This is a genomic window from Stenotrophomonas rhizophila, assembly GCF_007667275.1.
GTDB classification, from domain to species: domain Bacteria; phylum Pseudomonadota; class Gammaproteobacteria; order Xanthomonadales; family Xanthomonadaceae; genus Stenotrophomonas; species Stenotrophomonas maltophilia_AE.
This window is the reverse complement of sequence record NZ_VDQT01000001.1, coordinates 924571-942975: the sequence shown is the minus strand read 5'-3', so window position 1 is coordinate 942975 and position 18405 is coordinate 924571. Positions and strand designations below refer to the sequence as shown.

General features: G+C 68.1%; 12 protein-coding genes and 3 tRNA genes. 8 read left to right on the top strand and 7 right to left on the bottom strand.

What is annotated here, in order from left to right; all coding sequences use genetic code 11:
- On the top strand, positions 1-1587 hold the full coding sequence (locus tag FSZ13_RS04095) for a DHA2 family efflux MFS transporter permease subunit (protein WP_145478120.1): 1587 nt from the start codon (positions 1-3) through the stop codon (positions 1585-1587).
- A 750-nt stretch (positions 1588-2337) separates the two neighbouring features.
- Here FSZ13_RS04095 and FSZ13_RS04090 read toward each other — a convergent pair.
- Both FSZ13_RS04090 and FSZ13_RS04085 read right to left on the bottom strand, forming a co-directional pair.
- A tRNA-Leu gene (locus tag FSZ13_RS04090) sits at positions 2338-2424 on the bottom strand.
- Between the two features lie 152 nt (positions 2425-2576).
- Positions 2577-2663 (bottom strand) — tRNA-Leu (locus FSZ13_RS04085).
- Between the two features lie 100 nt (positions 2664-2763).
- Between FSZ13_RS04085 and FSZ13_RS04080 the strand changes: the two genes are divergently transcribed.
- The gene (locus FSZ13_RS04080; protein WP_145478119.1) at positions 2764-3450 is read left to right on the top strand and encodes a glutathione S-transferase family protein; all 687 of its coding nucleotides are present in this window, start codon (positions 2764-2766) and stop codon (positions 3448-3450) included.
- Positions 3451-3494: 44 nt separating this feature from the next.
- Here the strand turns inward: FSZ13_RS04080 and FSZ13_RS04075 are convergent.
- A tRNA-Leu gene (locus tag FSZ13_RS04075) sits at positions 3495-3581 on the bottom strand.
- Positions 3582-3709: 128 nt separating this feature from the next.
- Here FSZ13_RS04075 and rnr point away from each other — a divergent pair.
- The 3 genes from rnr (at position 3710) to rlmB (ending at position 7621) form a co-directional block, all read left to right on the top strand.
- On the top strand, positions 3710-6181 hold the full coding sequence (rnr, locus tag FSZ13_RS04070) for a ribonuclease R (protein WP_145478118.1): 2472 nt from the start codon (positions 3710-3712) through the stop codon (positions 6179-6181).
- Positions 6182-6309: 128 nt separating this feature from the next.
- Positions 6310-6780, top strand: coding sequence for a GFA family protein (locus FSZ13_RS04065; protein ID WP_145478117.1), 471 nt, complete (start codon positions 6310-6312; stop codon positions 6778-6780).
- 97 nt (positions 6781-6877) lie between these two features.
- Positions 6878-7621, top strand: a complete 744-nt coding sequence (gene rlmB, locus FSZ13_RS04060; RefSeq protein ID WP_145478116.1) for a 23S rRNA (guanosine(2251)-2'-O)-methyltransferase RlmB — start codon at positions 6878-6880, stop codon at positions 7619-7621.
- Between the two features lie 93 nt (positions 7622-7714).
- Here rlmB and FSZ13_RS04055 read toward each other — a convergent pair whose 3' ends face one another.
- From FSZ13_RS04055 to FSZ13_RS04045, 3 genes are read right to left on the bottom strand one after another with little or no spacing between them, the layout of a single operon-like run.
- Positions 7715-9121, bottom strand: a complete 1407-nt coding sequence (locus tag FSZ13_RS04055; RefSeq protein WP_145478115.1) for a TolC family protein — start codon at positions 9119-9121, stop codon at positions 7715-7717.
- Positions 9118-11088, bottom strand: a complete 1971-nt coding sequence (locus FSZ13_RS04050; RefSeq protein ID WP_145478114.1) for a MacB family efflux pump subunit — start codon at positions 11086-11088, stop codon at positions 9118-9120. Before FSZ13_RS04050 ends, FSZ13_RS04055 begins: the two co-directional genes overlap by 4 nt.
- Positions 11085-12323 (bottom strand): efflux RND transporter periplasmic adaptor subunit, encoded by a 1239-nt coding sequence (locus tag FSZ13_RS04045; protein ID WP_260844079.1) that lies wholly within the window; start codon positions 12321-12323, stop codon positions 11085-11087. The genes FSZ13_RS04050 and FSZ13_RS04045 overlap by 4 nt, the downstream gene beginning before the upstream one ends.
- Before the next feature lie 200 nt (positions 12324-12523).
- Between FSZ13_RS04045 and FSZ13_RS04040 the strand changes: the two genes are divergently transcribed.
- The 3 genes from FSZ13_RS04040 to FSZ13_RS04030 all read left to right on the top strand — a co-directional run bounded on the left by FSZ13_RS04040 (position 12524) and on the right by FSZ13_RS04030 (position 17804).
- Entirely contained in the window at positions 12524-13249 is a 726-nt protein-coding gene (locus tag FSZ13_RS04040; RefSeq protein ID WP_145478112.1) for a response regulator, read from the top strand.
- The gene (locus FSZ13_RS04035; protein ID WP_145478111.1) at positions 13246-14658 is read left to right on the top strand and encodes an ATP-binding protein; all 1413 of its coding nucleotides are present in this window, start codon (positions 13246-13248) and stop codon (positions 14656-14658) included. Before FSZ13_RS04040 ends, FSZ13_RS04035 begins: the two co-directional genes overlap by 4 nt.
- Before the next feature lie 119 nt (positions 14659-14777).
- Positions 14778-17804: a ligand-binding sensor domain-containing diguanylate cyclase gene (locus FSZ13_RS04030; RefSeq protein ID WP_145478110.1), complete on the top strand. Its 3027-nt coding sequence runs from the start codon at positions 14778-14780 to the stop codon at positions 17802-17804.
- On the opposite strand, the gene rnt is transcribed toward FSZ13_RS04030, so the two are convergent.
- The gene (gene rnt / locus FSZ13_RS04025) at positions 17805-18392 is read right to left on the bottom strand and encodes a ribonuclease T (RefSeq protein ID WP_145478109.1); all 588 of its coding nucleotides are present in this window, start codon (positions 18390-18392) and stop codon (positions 17805-17807) included. It abuts the gene before it with no gap.
- Between the last annotated feature and the right edge of the window lie 13 nt (positions 18393-18405).

Below are 18405 nucleotides of genomic sequence, written 5' to 3'. Positions count from 1 at the left end.
ATGTCCGCACAAGCTCCCGCCGCGCCCGGCCTGCCGGGCGCGCCGTCGGCGCCAGGTGCGACCGGCGCGTTCCGGCCGGCCAACGTGGCGCTGTGCACGGCCGGCCTGGCGATGGCCTCGTTCATGCAGGTCCTCGACACCACGATCGCCAATGTGTCGCTGCCGACCATCGCCGGCAACCTGGGTGCCAGTTCGCAGCAGGCGACCTGGGTCATCACCTCGTTCGCGGTCAGCACGGCGATCGCGCTGCCGTTGACGGGCTGGCTGAGCCGTCGTTTTGGCGAGACCAAGCTGTTCATCTGGGCGACGCTGTCGTTCGTGGTCGCGTCGCTGCTGTGTGGCCTGGCGCAGAGCATGGGCATGCTGGTGGTGTCTCGCGCGCTGCAGGGTTTCGTGGCCGGTCCGATGTACCCGATCACGCAGTCGCTGCTGGTGTCGATCTACCCGCGCGAGAAACGCGGGCAGGCGCTGGCACTGCTGGCGATGATCACGGTGGTGGCGCCGATCTGCGGCCCGATCCTGGGCGGCTGGATCACCGACAACTACAGCTGGGAATGGATCTTCCTGATCAACGTTCCGCTGGGCATCTTCGCGGCGCTGGTGGTGGGTAGCCAGCTGAAGGGCCGGCCGGAGCAGATCGAAAAGCCGAAGATGGACTACGTGGGCCTGATCACGCTGGTCATCGGGGTGGGCGCGCTGCAGCTGGTGTTGGACCTGGGCAACGACGAGGACTGGTTCAGTTCGCCGATGATCGTGGCGCTGGCCTGCATTTCGGTGGTGGCGCTGGCGGTGTTCCTGATCTGGGAGCTGACCGACAAGGACCCGATCGTGGACCTGCGGCTGTTCCGGCACCGCAATTTCCGCGCGGGTACGCTGGCGATGGTGGTGGCGTACGCGGCATTCTTCAGCGTGTCGTTGCTGATTCCGCAGTGGTTGCAGCGTGACATGGGCTATACGGCGATCTGGGCGGGGCTGGCGACGGCGCCGATCGGGATCCTGCCGGTGATCATGACGCCGTTCGTGGGCAAGTATGCGTCGCGCTTCGACATGCGCTGGATCGCATCGTTTGCGTTCGTGTTCCTGTCCTTCACCAGTTTCCTGCGCTCGGGCTTCAACCTGCAGGTGGACTTCACGCACGTGGCGGGGGTGCAGCTGATCATGGGCATCGGTGTGGCGCTGTTCTTCATGCCGGTGCTGCAGATCCTGCTGTCGGACCTGGACGGTCGCGAGATCGCGGCAGGATCGGGCCTGGCCACGTTCCTACGCACGCTGGGCGGCAGTTTCGCGGCGTCGCTGACCACATGGCTGTGGGCGCACCGCACGCAGGAGCACCACGCGCACCTGACCGAAAGCATCTCGGTGTACACGCCGGGCATGCAGGAGAAGGTGGCGGCGATGGGGCAGGGCGACCTGCAGCATGGTGCGGCGGCGTTGAACAACATCATCAACCACCAGGCATCGCAGATGGGCTTCAACGACATCTTCTTCCTGCTGGGCTGGATCTTCCTGGCGATCATCGCCTTCCTGTGGCTGGCCAAGCCCCCGTTCGGCGCAGGCGCCGGCGCGGCGTCGGCGGGCGGCCACTGATGTTGGAGCGCTGCAAGGAACCCGTCGCAAGGCGGGTTTTTTGCGTTGGCTGGTGCCGGACTCCGCTCGCACGCTCTTGATTGCACGCGTTCGCTTTGCGCCGGGCTCTGCCCGGCTTCCGACATTTGGGCGAACAGCCCTGCGCTGCGCGTGTCACTGGTTTGGGCCGGCGGGTGTGGGTTTGCGGGACACGCCGTGAATCCATCCTTGGAGGCTTGTAGAAAACATCCATGTTTTCTACAGTCCCGCAAACCCACCCCCGCCGACCCTCCGATAGTTGGCTGCAGGCCAAGGGAAACGCGGAATGCCGACCGTCGGTCGGCATGGCGCCGGTAGGGTTGGTTCCCAAACAACCGCCGTGAACGTCTCAGCGTTCGGTTGCGCATGAATTTGATCGACATCGTCTGACGGCCCACGGCCGTCCCCGCATTTGCCATGGCAACGACACACTGTCAAAAGGTGGGTCGGGGCGGGTTTGTGGGGGTGTGAGCCGCATGGATGCGGCGACCAAGCCTACACGGACGTATTCACGGCGTCCCCCACAAGCCCGCCCCGACCCGCCTAAGCTAGGGCGACGTTGCATATGGGCTGTTCGCTAGAACGCATGAAGCAGCCGGGCAGAGCCCGGCTCTACTGGATCACCGCAATCCAAGTGTTCTGTGCGAGCAGGTGCCGGCAGGCAAGGGCGCAATTCGCAAACCCCGGAAACGAAAAAACCCGCTTGCGCGGGTTTGATCATTTACCGAGTCGTGGTGCCCAGGAGAGGACTCGAACCTCCACGAAGTTGCCCCCGCTAGCACCTGAAGCTAGTGCGTCTACCAATTCCGCCACCTGGGCGACTCAGGAGGAGAATTCTGCGGGAGAAGCGTGAATGTGTCAACAGGATGTCGAAGAAAAACTCTGCTCCGGCGCAACGTGCAGCGTCATCACGAATGATCCGCCAGAAACGAAAAAACCCGCTTGCGCGGGTTTGATCATTTACCGAGTCGTGGTGCCCAGGAGAGGACTCGAACCTCCACGAAGTTGCCCCCGCTAGCACCTGAAGCTAGTGCGTCTACCAATTCCGCCACCTGGGCGACTCAGGGGGCGAATTATGCGGAAGGCGTTTCGGGCTGTCAATGCATGCACGGGCGGCGCTTGGCATACTCGCCCGACACCCGACGGTCTGGAGCTTCCATGGCACTGCCGATCCTGCACGCCCACCCGCTGTCGTCCTGCTGCCAGAAGGTGCTCATTGCCGCCCGCGTGCTCGGCGTCGCCCTGGACGAGCGCCTGTTGAACCTCGGCGACGCCGCGCAGCGCGCCATGCTCGACGCACTCTCCCCGGCGCGAAAGATGCCGGTGCTGGTCGACCAGGGCAGGGCGGTGGCCGAGACCAGCATCATCATCGAATACCTGCAGCAACGGCTGTCCAGCGATGGCCCGCGCCTGATCCCGGCCGACCCCGACGCCGCCCTGGCCGTGCGCTTCTGGGACCGGTTCTGCGATTTCTACCTCATGACCCCGATGCAGGCCCTTACCGCCGAACTGCTCACGCCGGAGGGCGAACGCAGCGAACCGGCCGCCGAGGCTGCGCGATCACTGCTGCTGCACAGCTACGCCGCACTCAACCGCCAGCTCGACGGACGGACATGGCTGGCAGGGGAGGACTTCAGCATGGCCGACTGCGCCGCCGCGCCCGCCCTGTTCTACGCCGTTGCATATGTGCCGGTGCCGGAAACGCACGCACGCCTGCTCGCTTATTTCGAGCGCCTGATGGTGCATCCGGATATCGCCGCCGTCGTCGACGCCGCGCGTCCCTGGTTCAAGTACTTCCCCGGACGGGCAGGGCTGGCCGCGCGCTTCTACGTCGCCGAGGCCTGAAACGAAAAAACCCGCTTGCGCGGGTTTGATCATTTACCGAGTCGTGGTGCCCAGGAGAGGACTCGAACCTCCACGAAGTTGCCCCCGCTAGCACCTGAAGCTAGTGCGTCTACCAATTCCGCCACCTGGGCGACTCAGGGGGCGAATTGTGGGCATGCCCGGGAGGCTTGTCAACGGTTTCGTGAAAATTCTTCACAATCCTGCATGCGCGGCGGCAATGACCCATTCTGCACACCGCCACGCGGTACCATGGGGGTCGATGAAAACAAAGAAACCGACCCGGGGCGCGAAAGCCCCCAAGTCTCCGGCGCCCAAGCAGGCTGCCGGTCCGTCGGGCAAGCCCCGCGCTGCTGCTGCCAAGTCCGGCAAGAAGCTGCCGCCCTGGATGCCCGACTCCATGAACACCCCGGCACCGCCCCGTGGCGGCAAGCGCAGCGGGCCCAAGCCGGACCATGGCGCTTCCGTTCCGACCCGGCGCAATCCGCACCCGCTGCCGGCAGGCGGCCCGGTGGAAGACCCCTATGCGGCCCGCGAAGCTGAACGCTACGCCCAGCCGATTGCCAGCCGCGAAGCCATCCTGCAGCTGCTCGACCGCTGCGATGGCCCGCAGACCGGCGAGGAGATCGGCGCCCAGCTGGGCCTGACCGAACCCGACCGCGCCGACGCCCTGGGCAAGCGCCTGGGCGCCATGGTGCGCGACGGCCAGCTGGTGCAGAACCGCCGCGGCGGCTTCGCCCCCGTCCAGGCCACCAACCTGATCACCGGCGTGGTGATCGCCAATCCCGAAGGGTTCGGCTTCCTGCGCCCGGTCGAAGGTGGCGACGACCTGTTCCTGCCGCCGTATGAAATGCGCAAGGTCATGCATGGCGACCGCGTGCTCGCCAACGTGACCGGCATCGACCGGCGCGGGCGCCGCGAAGGCAGCATCGCGCGCGTGCTCGAGCGCGGGATGACCCGCCTGATCGGCCGTTTCAGCGTTGAGTTCGGCATCAACTACGTGGTGCCCGACGACAAGCGCATCCAGCGCAACGTGCAGATTCCGCCCGACCAGACCGGCGACGCCCGCGATGGCCAGCTGGTGGTGTGCGAACTGACCCAGGCCCCGGACACCCGGCGTCCGCCGATCGGCCGCATCATCGCCGTGCTCGGTGACAAGCTCACCGCCTCGCTGATCGTGGAGACCGCCATCCACGGCCACGAGCTGCCATTCGAATTCCCGCAGGCCGTGCTCGACGAAGCCGCCGCCGTTCCCATGCAGGTCGAACCGGGCATGATCGGCGACCGCGTCGACCTGCGCAGCACGCCGCTGGTGACCATCGACGGTGAAGACGCCAAGGACTTCGACGACGCGGTCTACTGCGAACCCAACGCCGACGGCTTCCGCCTGGTGGTGGCCATCGCCGACGTCTCCAACTATGTCCGCCCCGGCACGCCGCTGGACGATGAGGCGCAGAAGCGCGCCACCTCGGTGTACTTCCCCGGCTTCGTCGTGCCGATGCTGCCCGAGACCCTGTCCAACGGCATCTGCTCGCTGATGCCCAAGGTCGACCGCATGTGCTTCGTCTGCGACATGCAGGTCGGGCGCGACGGTGAAGTGATGCACTCGCGCTTCTACGAAGCGGTGATGAACTCGCATGCCCGCCTGACCTACAACCAGGTCTGGCAGGCGGTCGGTGAAAACGATCCGGCGGTGCGCACGCAGATCGCCGCGGTGCTGCCCCAGGTCGAGCGCCTGCACCAGTTGTACAAAGTGCTGGCCAAGGCGCGCACCCGGCGCGGTGCGATCGAGTTCGAATCGTCCGAAGTGCGCTTCGTGCTGGACAACACCGGCGAAGTCACCCAGGCCGGCATGCTGGTGCGCAACGACGCGCACAAGCTGATCGAGGAATGCATGATCGCGGCCAACGTGCAGGCCGCGCGCTACCTGCTGTATAAGCACATGCCGGCGCCGTTCCGTGACCACGCCAAGCCGCCGGAGGCGAAGTTCGACGACCTGCTGGAGTTCCTGAAGGAATTCAAGCTGAGCCTGCCGCCGTGGTCGAAGGTGCAGCCGGGCGACTACACCAAGCTGCTCAAGAAGGTGCGCGAGCGTCCCGACGCCGCGCTGCTGGAATCGGTGCTGCTGCGCAGCCAGAGCCTGGCGGTGTATTCGCCGGACAACCAGGGCCACTTCGGGCTGGCGCTGGATGCGTACGCGCATTTCACCTCGCCGATCCGCCGCTACCCCGACCTGCTGGTGCACCGCGCGATCAAGCATGCGCTGAGCGGCAAGCCGCTGGACAAGTTCACCTATACCCAGCGCGAAATGGCCGCACTGGCGCTGCAGTGTTCTGAACGCGAGCGCCGTGCCGACGAGGCCGAGCGCGAAGTGGACGAACGCTACCGCGCGGCGTGGATGGAAAAGCACGTCGGTGGGCAGTTCGACGGCGTGATCAGCGGCGTGACCAGCTTCGGGCTGTTCGTGGAGCTGGACGAATCCAAGGTCAACGGCCTGGTCCACGTCACCCAGTTGCCGCACGACTATTACCAGTTCGATGCCACCCGCAAGACGCTCAGCGGCGAGCGCCGCGGCAAGAGCTACCGGCTGGGCGATCGCGTGCGGATCCTGGTGCTCAAGGCCAGCATGGAAGAGCGCAAGATCGACTTCCGGCTGGTGGAAGAGAAGGAAGACGAAGAACCGGCGTTCCCGCCACGTGGCCAGCCGGCCAAGCGGCAGAAGCAGAAGTATTGAGGCGTCACCGGGATGCCGACCAACGGTCGGCATCTACCCAGGCTTCCAACCGGTAGGTACCGACCGTTGGTCGGTACGAACCCGGTAGGTACCGACCGTTGGTCGGTACGCCACGCGAGGACCGACCCATGAACCCCGTTCCAGAATTCTCCGGCGGTTGCCAGTGCGGCGCGATCCGCTTCCACGTCCGCGGCGCCCTGCCTGACATCTCCATCTGCCACTGCCGGATGTGCCAGAAAGCCTTCGGCGCGTACTACGCGCCGCTGGTCTCGGTGCGTGGTGCCGACTTCCAGTGGACCCGCGGCGAACCGCGCCGGTTCCAGTCATCCAACCATTTCCGCCGTGGCTTCTGCGCCGACTGCGGTACCCCGCTGACCTACGAGGGCGAAGACGGCATGGCCGTGGCCGCCGGTGCCTTCGACCAGCCTGGACGGCTGCCGCCCACGGTCCAGTACGGCACCGAGTCCAAGCTGCCGTTCGTGGACCAGCTGGGCGGGCTGGCAGTGATCCTGCAGGAAGACGACCCCGACGCCGAGCGGCTGCGGACGCTGGTTTCACACCAGCACCCCGACCACGACACCCATCGCTGGCCGCGGTAAGGCAGCCGGGTAGAGCCGGGCTCTGCCCGGCTGCCCGCCGGACAGACCCCCGGCAATGCTCTACCATTACCACCCCCTGTACCGGTCCCGCCCCGCAATGAGCAAGCAAAGCCAGTGGATCGTCGGCGTCAACGCCGTCGCCTCCTCGATCGAGAACGATGCCGAGAACGTCCGCGAAGTGCTCATCGAGGCCAGCGCGAAGAATCCCCGGCTGACCGAAATCGAGGAAAACGCACGGCGCAAGGGCATCGACGTGCGCAAGGTGAACACCCAGGCGCTGGACGGCGTGGGCGGTTCGGTGCGCCACCAGGGCGTGGCCGCCCGCTACCAGGCGGCCCGGACCTACGGCGAGAACGAGCTCGAAGGCCTGGTCGAAGCGGCCGAGGGCAAGGCCCTGCTGCTGATCCTCGACGAGGTGCAGGACCCGCACAACCTCGGCGCCTGCCTGCGCAGCGCTGCCGCCGCCGGGGCCACCGCGGTGATCATTCCCAAGGACAAGTCGGCCACGGTCAATGCCACCGTGCGCAAAACCTCGGCAGGTGCCGCCGACCGTATTCCGGTGGTGGCGGTGACCAACCTGTCGCGTTGCCTGAAGGACCTGCAGAAGCAGGGCGTCTGGATCTACGGCCTGGCCGGCGAAGCGACCGCGTCGCTGTATTCCATCGACCTGAAGGGCAACGTGGCGCTGGTGCTGGGCGGCGAAGCCGACGGCATGCGCCGCTTGACCCGCGAAAACTGCGATGGCCTGGTCAAGATTCCGATGCCGGGCGACATCGAAAGCCTGAACGTCTCGGTGGCCGCGGGCGTCGCCCTGTTCGAAGCGGTCCGCCAGCGCGGCTGATCGGCGGTAGCGCCGGCCGTTGGCCGGCCTGCGCGGTGCCGACCATCGTTCATGACGGCCGGCCAACGGCCGGCGCTACCCGCGCCAACGCGCCTATGGCGCGTTGGCGCTGCCCCCCAACGCCTTGAACAGCGTCACATCGTTCACCAGCTGCCTCTGCTTCACCGACGCCAGCGACAGCTCCGCATCGCGCCGGGTCTGCTGCGCTTCCAGCCAGGTGCGCAGGTCGGTCGCGCCGACCCGGTAGCGCACTTCGTACATGCGCTCGATTTCCACCGCTTCGTCATACGACGCCTGCGATGCCGCCACCTGGGTGGCCAACTGGGTGCGTGCCGACAAGGCGTTGTCCACTTCCGACAGCGCCGTATACAGCGTGCGCCGGAACGTATTGGCGGCGATCTGGTAATCGGTGCCGGCGATCTGCGTGTCCAGCTGCGCCTGGCGGATGTTCAGGAACGGCAGCGACAGGCCCGCGCCCAGCGACGCCACCGGATTCTTCAACACGTCCGCCAGCGTGGTCGCGCCGCTGCTCACGCCGCCGGTCAGGCTCAGCGCCGGGTAATAACTCGTCGCGGTCACCTTTATGTTCGTCAGGCTGTTGCGCAGGCGCAGTTCGGCCGCGCGCAGGTCGGGTCGGCGACCCAGCAGCCCGGCCGGCAGGCCTTCGGCAATCACCGGGGTGGCGGCGATCTCCAGCACCTGCGGCTCGTCGGCCTGCGGCCACGGCTGGCCGTCCAGCAGCACGGTCAGCGCATTGCGGCTGGCCACCCGTTGCTGTTCCAGCGCGCTCTGCGCGGCCCGCTGCGCCTCCAGCGACTGCGTGGCCTGGCGCACTTCCAGCCGCGACACCGCACCGGCGTCGAAGCGCGCCTGCACCAGTTCCAGGGTGCGCTGCAGGCGCTCCAGGTTGGCCTGGCCGGCGCTGATCGACTGGTTGAGGTACGCCAGGGTCCAGTACTGGGTCGCTACATCGCCGATCACCAGCAGCGCCGTGTTCTGCAGGTCTTCTTCGCTGGCCTGCGCTTCCCACTGCGCGATGTCGCGCTGGGCGCGCAGGCGTCCCCACAGATCGATTTCCCATTGCAGCGAGACGCCGGCCGAACTGCCGCGGTTCCAGTCCGCGCCCTGGTCGATGGCACGGTTGCCGCTGCTGCTGACGCTGCCTGACGGCTGCGGCCATAGGGCGTTGTCGCTCAGCCCGGCCTGCAGCCGGGCACGCTGCACCGCCAGCCCGGCCGAGGCAAGGTCGGTGTTGGCCTGCAGGGCGCGGGCGATCACCCGGTCCAGTCGCGGGTCGCCAAAACCGCTCCACCACGCGTCGTCGCGGACGTCGCTGCGCGGGCTGGTGGCAGGCGTGGCCGACGGTTCGACCGGCGCATTGCGCTGCGCATCGCCACGGCCATACGCGGCCGGCACGCTGGGCGGATCCACCTGGTACTGCCCGGTGCTCGCGCACGCCGACAGCAGCAGGACGAACGGGGAAAGGAATGGAATCTTCATTCGCGCGCCAGCGCCTCCACGGGGTCGAGTTGGGCCGCATTGCGTGCCGGAAGGAAGCCGAACGCCACGCCGATCAGGCTGGAACACGCGAACGCGGCCACGATCGAGGCGGTCGAAAACAGCATCCTGAAATCAGGGGCGAAGGTGTCGAAAACCCAGCCCACCACCAGCGACAGGCCCACGCCGAGCAGGCCGCCGAGCAGGCAGACCAGTACCGCTTCGATCAGGAACTGCTGGCGGATATCGCTTTGCCGCGCGCCCACCGCCATGCGCACGCCGATTTCGCGGGTGCGCTCAGTGACCGACACCAGCATGATGTTCATCACTCCGATCCCGCCCACCAGCAGCGCGATCGCGGCGATGGCACTGATCAGCAGCGTCATCGTGCGCGTGGTCTGCTCGATGGTGTCGCGGATCTCGGCGCTGTTGCTCAGGAAGAAGTCCTCGGTACCGTGGCGCATGACCAGCAGCCTGGAGATCGCCGCCTGCGCCGCATCCATCGGGGTTGCATCGTCCACCCGTACGGTGATGCTGGACACGTGGCTCTGGCCCAGCATGCGCGACATCACGGTGGTGTAGGGCACCCAGATCGACAGGCTGGTGCTGCTGCCAAAGCCCATGCTCTGGCGCTGTGCCACGCCGATCACGCGCACCGGCACGTTGCCCAGCAGGATCACCTGGCCGACCGGGTCGGCGCCGTTGGGGAGGAACTGGGTGCGGGTGTTCTCATCGATCACCGCCACCTGCGCCAGTCCTTTCACCGCATCGGCATCGAAGAAACTGCCCGCGCTCAGGGTCACGCCCTTGACCCGGAAGAACTGTTCGCCCACGCCGCTGACCTGTGCGGTGGCCGACTGGTTGCGGTAGCGCGCGGTGGCCGACGAGGAGACGCTGGGGGTGACGCTGTCGATGTAGCTCTGCCGCGACAGCGCATCGGCATCGCTGGCCTTCAGCGTCTGCACGCGTGCCGAGCGCATGTCGCCGAAGCCGCGGCCGGGGTAGACGTCGATGGTGTTGGTGCCCAGCGCGCTGATGTTCTGCAGGATCTGCTGCTGCGACCCGTTGCCCATCGCGACCACCGACACCACCGAGGCAATGCCGATGATGATGCCGAGCATGGTCAGGAAGGTGCGCAGGCGGTGCGCGTTCATCGCCAGCAGGGCCATGCGGAACGCCTCGGTGAAGCGGTCCCGCGCGGCACGCCAGCTGTGCCCCCTGGCGGCGGCCACGGTCGGCGTGCGCTGGGCGCGGTAGCTGGGCGCGTTGGGGTTGATGCGGTCGGCGATGATCTCGCCGTCGCGGATCTCGATGATGCGCTGGGCGTGTTCGGCCACCGACATGTCGTGGGTGACGATGATGATGGTGTGGCCTTCGGCATGCAGCTCGCCCAGGATGCCCATCACTTCCTCGCCGGATTTCGTGTCCAGCGCGCCGGTGGGTTCGTCGGCCAGGATCACCTCGCCGCCATTCATCAGCGCCCGCGCGATCGATACGCGCTGCTGCTGGCCGCCGGACAGCTGGCCGGGCTTGTGCCGCATGCGGTCGCCCAGGCCCAGCCGCTGCAGCAGCTGTTCGGCGCGCGCGATGCGCACCGCCGCCGGGCTGCCTGCGTACACCGACGGCACTTCCACGTTGCCGCGGGCATCGAGGTCACCCAGCAGGTGGTAGCGCTGGAAGATGAAGCCGAAGTGCTCGCGGCGCAGTTCTGCCAGCTCGTCGGGCAGCATGCTGCCGGTCTCGCGGCCTGCGACCTGGTAGCTGCCGCGGGTGGGGCGGTCCAGGCAGCCGAGGATGTTCATCAGCGTCGACTTCCCCGAGCCGGACTGGCCGACGATGGCCACCATTTCGCCGGCGGCAATGTCCAGGTTGACGTCGCGCAGCACGGCGATGGTCTCGTCGCCGGCGGGAAACTCCCGGCGCAGGTCGCGCAGCCGCAGCAGCGGCGCGCCGGTCGCAGCGGTCTTCATCGACGCGGCCCCATGCCCGGGCCGCCCATGCGCATCTGCGCACCGCCGCGGCTGCCACCGCTGTTGGCGGCCGGGGTGGCGCTGCCTTCACCGACCACCACCTTCTCGCCTTCCTTCAACCCCGAGAGCACTTCGGCGCTGGAGCCGGTGTTGATGCCGATCCTGACCTTGCGCGGCTGCGGCATGCCGTCGGCATCGGCCACGCGCACCACGTACTGGCCGTCGCGCGCCTTCGGGCCCAGCGCCACCGACGGAATGGTCAGTACGCCCCTGGCCTGCTTGAGCAGCACCGAGACCTGCGCGGTCATGTCGATGCGCAGCGTACCGTCCGGGTTTTCCACGTCGAACAGTGCGTTGTAGTACACGGCGGTGCTGGCGCTGGAACTGGACGAACTGGAGCTGCTCGAACTGTCGCTGGCGATCGACGAGGGCGCCGGATTGATCTGGCGCAGGGTGGCGTGGTACTTGCGGTCCGGATCGCCCAGGGTCGTGAAGTACACCGGCATGCCGGCCTTGATCTTGACCACGTCCGCTTCGGACACTTCCGCATTGACCGTGACCAGGTCCAACCGCGCCAGCATGACGATGGTCGGTGCGGTCTGGTTGGCGTTGACGGTGCGGCCTTCTTCGGCGACCACCGCGACCACGGTGCCGTCCATCGGCGCGGTGATGCGGGTATAGGCCAGGTTGGCGTTGGCGGTGCCGAGCTCGGTTTCGCGGCCCTTGATCTGCGCCTCGTACGACTTGACCTGGGCACGGGCGGTCTTCAGCTGGGCTTCGGCGGTGTCATATTCGGCCCGCGAGGTCGCTTCGGCCGCCAGCATCTGCTGCTGGCGGGCGAACTCCAGTTCGGCCTGGCGCAGGCTGGCCTGCTGCACCGCGCGCTGGGCGATGACCTGGTCCAGCGACGCCTGCGCATTGAGCACGGCGTTCTGCTGGGTGGTGGCGTCGATTTCGGCGATCAGGTCGCCCTGTCTGACGGTGTCGCCCAGCTGCACCTTCAGCGACTTGATCTGGCCGGACGCCTGCGCACCGACGCTGACCAGCTTGTAGGCATCGATCACGCCGGTGGCTTCCACCGTCTGTTCCAGGTCGCCGCGGGTCACCGGACTGGTAGCCAGGGTCGGCGCGCTGGGCTTGCGCAGGGTCCATGCGACAATGGCGACGACCACGACGAGGGCGGCGATCAACAGCAGCACGCGGCCGCGGCGGGTGGTGGGCAGGCGGGGCTTCACGATGATCGTCAACTCGACAGGCCGGTGTCCGGCGTTGTCAGCATTGTGAAGAGCGGGGCAGGGCCGCTCAACGCTCGCCGTGTAACACCACGTAACCACGCCACCTTTCCACGTGTCGGTATGTATCGGGCGCGGTGCCTGAAACATGCGTACGCAAACCAGAGGATGCGGTTCAGCTCCCGACAGGGGATCATCGCCGCATGGAGACCACAACAATGCAACGCCTGCTGATCGTCGACGACGACAATGACATCCGCCAGCTGCTGGCCGAGCAGCTCGGCCGCGCCGGCTACCAGGTGAGCACTGCCAGCGATGGCCAGGGCATGCGCCAGGTACTGGACCGCGAGCATGTGGACCTGATCGTGCTCGACCTCAACCTGCCGCGCGAGGACGGGCTCACCCTGTGCCGTGACCTGCGCGCGCGCTCGAGCACGCCGGTGATCATGCTCACCGCGCGCAGCGAGCCGATCGACCGCGTGCTGGGCCTGGAGATGGGCGCCGACGACTACCTGGGCAAGCCGTTCGAACCGCGCGAGCTGCTGGCGCGGATCCGCAACGTGCTGCGCCGGACCGAGGCGCTGCCGGCCAACCTGGAACCGCTGGCGATCCGCCGCGCGCGTTTATCGCAGTGGGTCTTCGACCTGGAACATCGCCACCTGGTCGACCCGGGCGGACGCGTGGTGGTGCTGTCCGGCGCGGAGTTCCGCCTGCTGCGGGTGTTCGTCGGCCATGCCAACAAGGTGCTGTCGCGCGAGCAGCTGGTGTCGCTCAGCAGCGGCCGCAACTATGAGTCGCAGGACCGCGCGATCGACCTGCAGGTCAGCCGCCTGCGCAACAAGCTGGCCGACGATGGCGGCAGCGACGGGCTGATCAAGACCGTGCGCAACGAAGGCTACGTCTTGGCCACGGCGGTCACCCTGGAATGAAGCGGCTGCGCGGTTTCTTCGCCTCCATGGTCGGGCGCCTGTTCCTGATCCTGCTGCTGGGCATGAGCGTGGCCGCCATCGGCGCGACCATGCTGGCCAGCGCCAAGCGCCAGCAGGAATTCGAACGGCAGAACCTCAATCGCATCGCGGACCGCCTGCAGGGCTTCGTCAACATGCTCGACGGCAACCCCGAGCTGCGCGACCGGCTGCTGATGGTGGGCGGGCCGGCGGTGCGCAGCCTGCCGGACGGGGCGCGCCTGGGCCGCGAGGACGCCGCGATGATGGCGGTGCTGGATGACCGCCAGGGCCCGGTGGCGCATGCCACGGTGCATTTCACCTCGTTCCGTTCCTGCCTGGCCAAGGCCCAGGAACTGCTGCCACCGCCGCCGCCGCCGCAGGAGCGGCGCCGGCCGCCGCACGAACGCGACCCGGCCTTCATTCCGCCCAAATGCCGGGCGGTGCAGGTGCCGCTCAGCGACGGCACCGTGCTGTCGCTGGCGCTGGAATCGCCCGCCATCGCCCACAACGGCATCCTGGCGGTCGACCCGCTGTTCCTGACCCTGCTGGTGCTGGCCATCGGTGGGCTGGCCTACCTGGTCGCGCGCATGGCCAGCGCGCCGCTGCAGCGGCTGGCGTCGGCCGCGGCCGAGCTCGGCGACGACCTGCAGCGTGAACCGCTGCCGGTGACCGGGCCGCTGGAAGTCCGGCGTGCGGCTGAGGCCTTCAACGCCATGCAGAAGCGCCTGCAGCGCACGCTGGGCGAGCGCACCCAGATGCTGGCCGCGATCACCCACGACCTGCAGACCCCGGTGACCCGGTTGCGCCTGCGCCTGGAAAACGTGGGCGATGAAGCGCTGCGCGAGCGCCTGATCGGCGACCTGGGCGCGATGCAGGCACTGATCCGCGAGGGCCTGGAGCTGGCCCGCAGCGCGGAGAGTGCCGAGCCGCGCGCGGCGCTGGACCTGGATTCGCTGCTGGAAAGCATTGTCGAAGACGCGGTCGAGGCCGGCGCCGAGGCCCGCTTCGCGCAAGGCAGCGGCGCGGTGTTGATGCTGCGGCCCCTGGCCATGCACCGCCTGTTCTCGAACCTGGTGGACAACGCGATCAGTTACGGCGGCACCGCCGAGGTCAGGGTGGAGCAGGGCAGCGACGGCGTGCGGGTGCGCGTGCGCGACCAGGGGCCCGGCCTGGCCGAGGACGAACTGGAAACCGTGTTCGACCCGTTCGTGCGGCTGGAGACCTCACGTTCGCGGGCTACCGGCGGGGCCGGGCTGGGCCTGACCATCGCCCGCGCGCTGGCCGAGAAGGACGGCGCCACGCTGCACCTGCGCAACCTCGCGCAGGGCGGGCTCGAGGCGATCGTGCACTGGCCGGCACCGCCACGCCCCGCGGCCCATCGCGCCGGCTGAGCCGGCACGGGCAAAGCGGCGCGGATTTGCCTACTATGGGCATCCCCCGCCAGCGTTTGCCGCATGAGTGCGTCCGATCTGGCCGGCTTCCTTTCCAGCTCCCTGTCGGATCCTTGCGGATGAGGCAAGGGGGAGGCTGGACCCGGTGGCGGCCGGCACAAGCAGCAGTGACCCTCCAGCGCCTTTGCCAGGCGCTGCTGTTGCTGTGCCTGTTGTCCGGGCTGCCGGCGACGCTCGCCGCGCAGGATGGCCCGCCGCCGCTGCGCGATTACGCCATCGATGTCTGGACCTCGCGCAACGGGCTGCCGCACAACTCGCTGCGCGACATCGCGCAGACCCCGGAAGGGCACCTGTGGTTCGCCACCTGGGAAGGCCTGGTGCGCTACAACGGGCTGGATTTCACCGTGTTCGACCGCAGTACCCGACCCGGCCTGCGCGACAACGGCGTGGGGGCGCTTTTCGTGGACCGTGACGGCGGCCTGTGGATCAGCGATTCGCGCGGCAACGTCACCCGCCGCACCGCCGACGGGCGCTGGCAGGTGTTCCCGCACCAGCCGCCGGCGCCGCAGGTGCTGATCCAGGCCATGCAGATGGACAGCCATGGGCGGCTCTGGCTGCTGTACGAAGGCAACGGCATCGGCAGCGTGACCCGCGACGGGAAGTTCGAGTACCAGCCACCCCCGCCGGGTGTGCCGATGGCGATGAGCTTCACCAAACTGGTGGTGGACGCGCAGGACCGGGTCTGGGTCGGCACCCTGGATGGCCTGGTGGTGCGCGGCACCGACGGCGTGCTGCGCCGCGCACCGGAAAGCTGGGGCCTGGGCCGCGGCCTGGTCTGGCCATACCGGGCCCCGGATGGCGTGCTGTGGATCGTCGCCGGCGAGCGCATCTACCGCATGCAGGATGGCGTGCCGCAGCTGCAGCACCGGCAGGCCACCGGCATGCACATCACTTCGATGCTGCAGGACCGCCACGGCGACCTGTGGCTGGGCACCGAGAGCCAGGGCCTGCTGCGGCTTTCCCGGCATGGCCTGGAACGCCTGCCCACCGGGCTGTCGTTGCCGGGCGGGCGCGTGGTCAGCCTGCGCGAGGACGCCGAGGGCAGCATCTGGGTGGGCGCCAATGGCGGGCTGTACCGGCTGCGCGAGACGTTGTTCAGCAGCTTCACCGAACACGATGGGCTCAGCGGCGCCTACGTACGCACCGTACTGGAAGACCGCAGCCGCCAGTTGTGGGTGGGCAGTGCCAGCGGCCTGGACCGCCGCGACAGCCAGGGCCGGTTCCACCCGGTCGCACTGCGCAACAGCGGCGGCAAGACGCCCTCCGTGCTGAGCCTGGCCCAGGACCATGACAACGCGCTGTGGGTGGGCACGTTCGGCGATGGCATCCTGCGCCTGGACGGGCAGGGCCGCATGCTGCGCCGGTACGGCGCGGAAGACGGCCTGCCGGGCGGGAACATCCGCGCGATGAGCGTGGACCGCGACGGCGCGGTGTGGGCCGGCACCCAGAAAGGCGTGGCGCGGCTGGACGCCAACGGCGTCACCGTGCCCGGCATTGCCGGCCTGCCGACCGGGCTGATCACCGCCCTGGCGCATGACGACGCCGGCGACCTCTGGATAGGCACCATCGAAGGCATCCGTGTGTTGCGCGGCAACCGCGTGGAGGCGGTCGACCTGGCCCCGCTCGGCGGCGGGCGCAGCGTGTTCGGCTTCCAGCACATCGGCGATGCGATGTGGATCAGCAGTGACCGCGGCCTGTACCGCTACCGTGACGGCCAACTGGCGCGGGTAGGCCTGGAGCAGGGCATGCCGGTGGATACCGTGTTCCAGCTGGTGCCCGACCGCATCGGCAATGTATGGATCAGTTCCAATCGCGGCATCCTGCGCACCGACATGGCGTTGCTCAACGATGTTGCTGACGGACGCAGGCGGGGCGTCGAGGTCGACCGGTACAACGAGATCGACGGCATGGCCAACTCGCAGGCCAACGGCAGCTCCGGCCCGTCGGCGATCCTGCGCAATGACGGCACCTTCTGGGTGGTCACCGCCGGCGGGCTGAGCACCGTCGACCCACTGCGCCTGCAGCGGTTCCGCGAACGCCTGGCGCCGCCTGCGGCCATAGAGAACGTGCTGGTCGACGGGGTGCCGCTGCATTGGCAGGGCAGCAACCACAACCGGTTGCCCGGCGGCCGCCGCATCACCATCAACTACGTCGGGCTGAGCTACCTCATGTCCGAGCGGATCCGCTACCGCACCCGGCTGGACGGGCTGGACGCCAGCTGGATCGAGCGTGGCCAGCAGCGCAACGTCGAATTCATCGGCCTGCCGCCGGGGGATTACACCCTGCATGTTGCGGCTGCGCATCCCGGGGGCACCTGGAGTGGCAGCGAAGCCACCTGGGCGTTCACGGTCGAGCCGTTCCTGTGGCAGCGGCGCAGCGTGCAGTTCATCGGTGGCCTGCTGCTGCTGGCCGGGCTGGTGGCGCTGTACCGATACCTGATCAAACGCTACAAGGCCAGCAACGTGCGCCTGGCACGCCGCGTCGATGCGGCCACCCGCGACCTGCAGGCGCAGACCGCCAGCCTGCAGGCGCTGAACGAAGAGAAGACCCTGCTCGCCGAGCGCCTGGCGGTGCAGGCCGAGCAGTTCGAACGCCAGGCACGCGAAGACGCGCTGACCGGCCTGCCCAACCGCCGTGCGTTCGACGAGGCGCTGGCGCGCGACTTCGCCCGTTCCCAGCGCAGCGGCCACCCGCTGTGCCTGGTGGTGCTGGACATCGACCACTTCAAGGAAGTGAACGACCGCCACAGCCACAGCGTGGGCGACGTGGTGCTGGTGGAAGTGGCGCGGGTAATCGCCTCGGCGTGCCGCGATTCGGACATGCCGGCGCGTACCGGCGGCGAGGAATTCACCCTGCTGCTCAATGACACCCGCCTGGCCGAAGCGGCGCAGGTCTGCGCGCGCCTGCGCGGGCTGTTCCATGACCATCCGGACTGGGCCGGCGTACCCGGCCTGCAGGTGACCTTCAGCGCCGGCCTGGTCGAACTGGATGCGGCCGACCGTACCCCGATGCTGCTCTACCAGCGCGCCGACCGCGCGCTGTACCGGGCCAAGAGCGAAGGCCGCGACCGCACCGCGATCGGTTGATCAGGGGCGGGGCCACGCGTTGGCGATCGTGCAGAACAGCTTCGCGGTCTGTTCGGTGTCATACACCGCGCTGTGCGCTTCTTCCGCATCCCAGCCCAACCCCGCCGCCGTGGCCGCGCGGGCCAGCACGGTCTGCCCGTAGGCGATGCCGGCCATGGTCACCGTGTCGAACACGCTGAACGGATGGAACGGGTTGCGCTTGTGTCCGACCCGGTTCACCGCCGCATTGACGAAGCCCAGGTCGAAGTGCGCGTTGTGCCCGACCAGGATCGCGCGCTGGCAGCCGTACTTCTTCATCGCCGCGCGCACCGGTACGAAGATGTGGTCCAGCGCGTCCTTTTCGCTCTTGGCCAGGCGGAACGGGTGGTCGAGGATGATGCCGGTGATCTCCAGCGACTTCGGATCGATCTCCAGGCCCTCGGCCGGGATCACGTGCGCGCTGGCGGTCTGCCCGGGGAAGAGCAGGCCGTTGTCGTCCATCTCGATCGGTACCGCGGCGATCTCCAGCAACGCGTTGCGGTTGCAGTCGAAGCCCCCGGTTTCCACGTCCACCACCACCGGCAGGAAGCCACGGAAGCGGGTCGCCATGATGCGCTGTGCA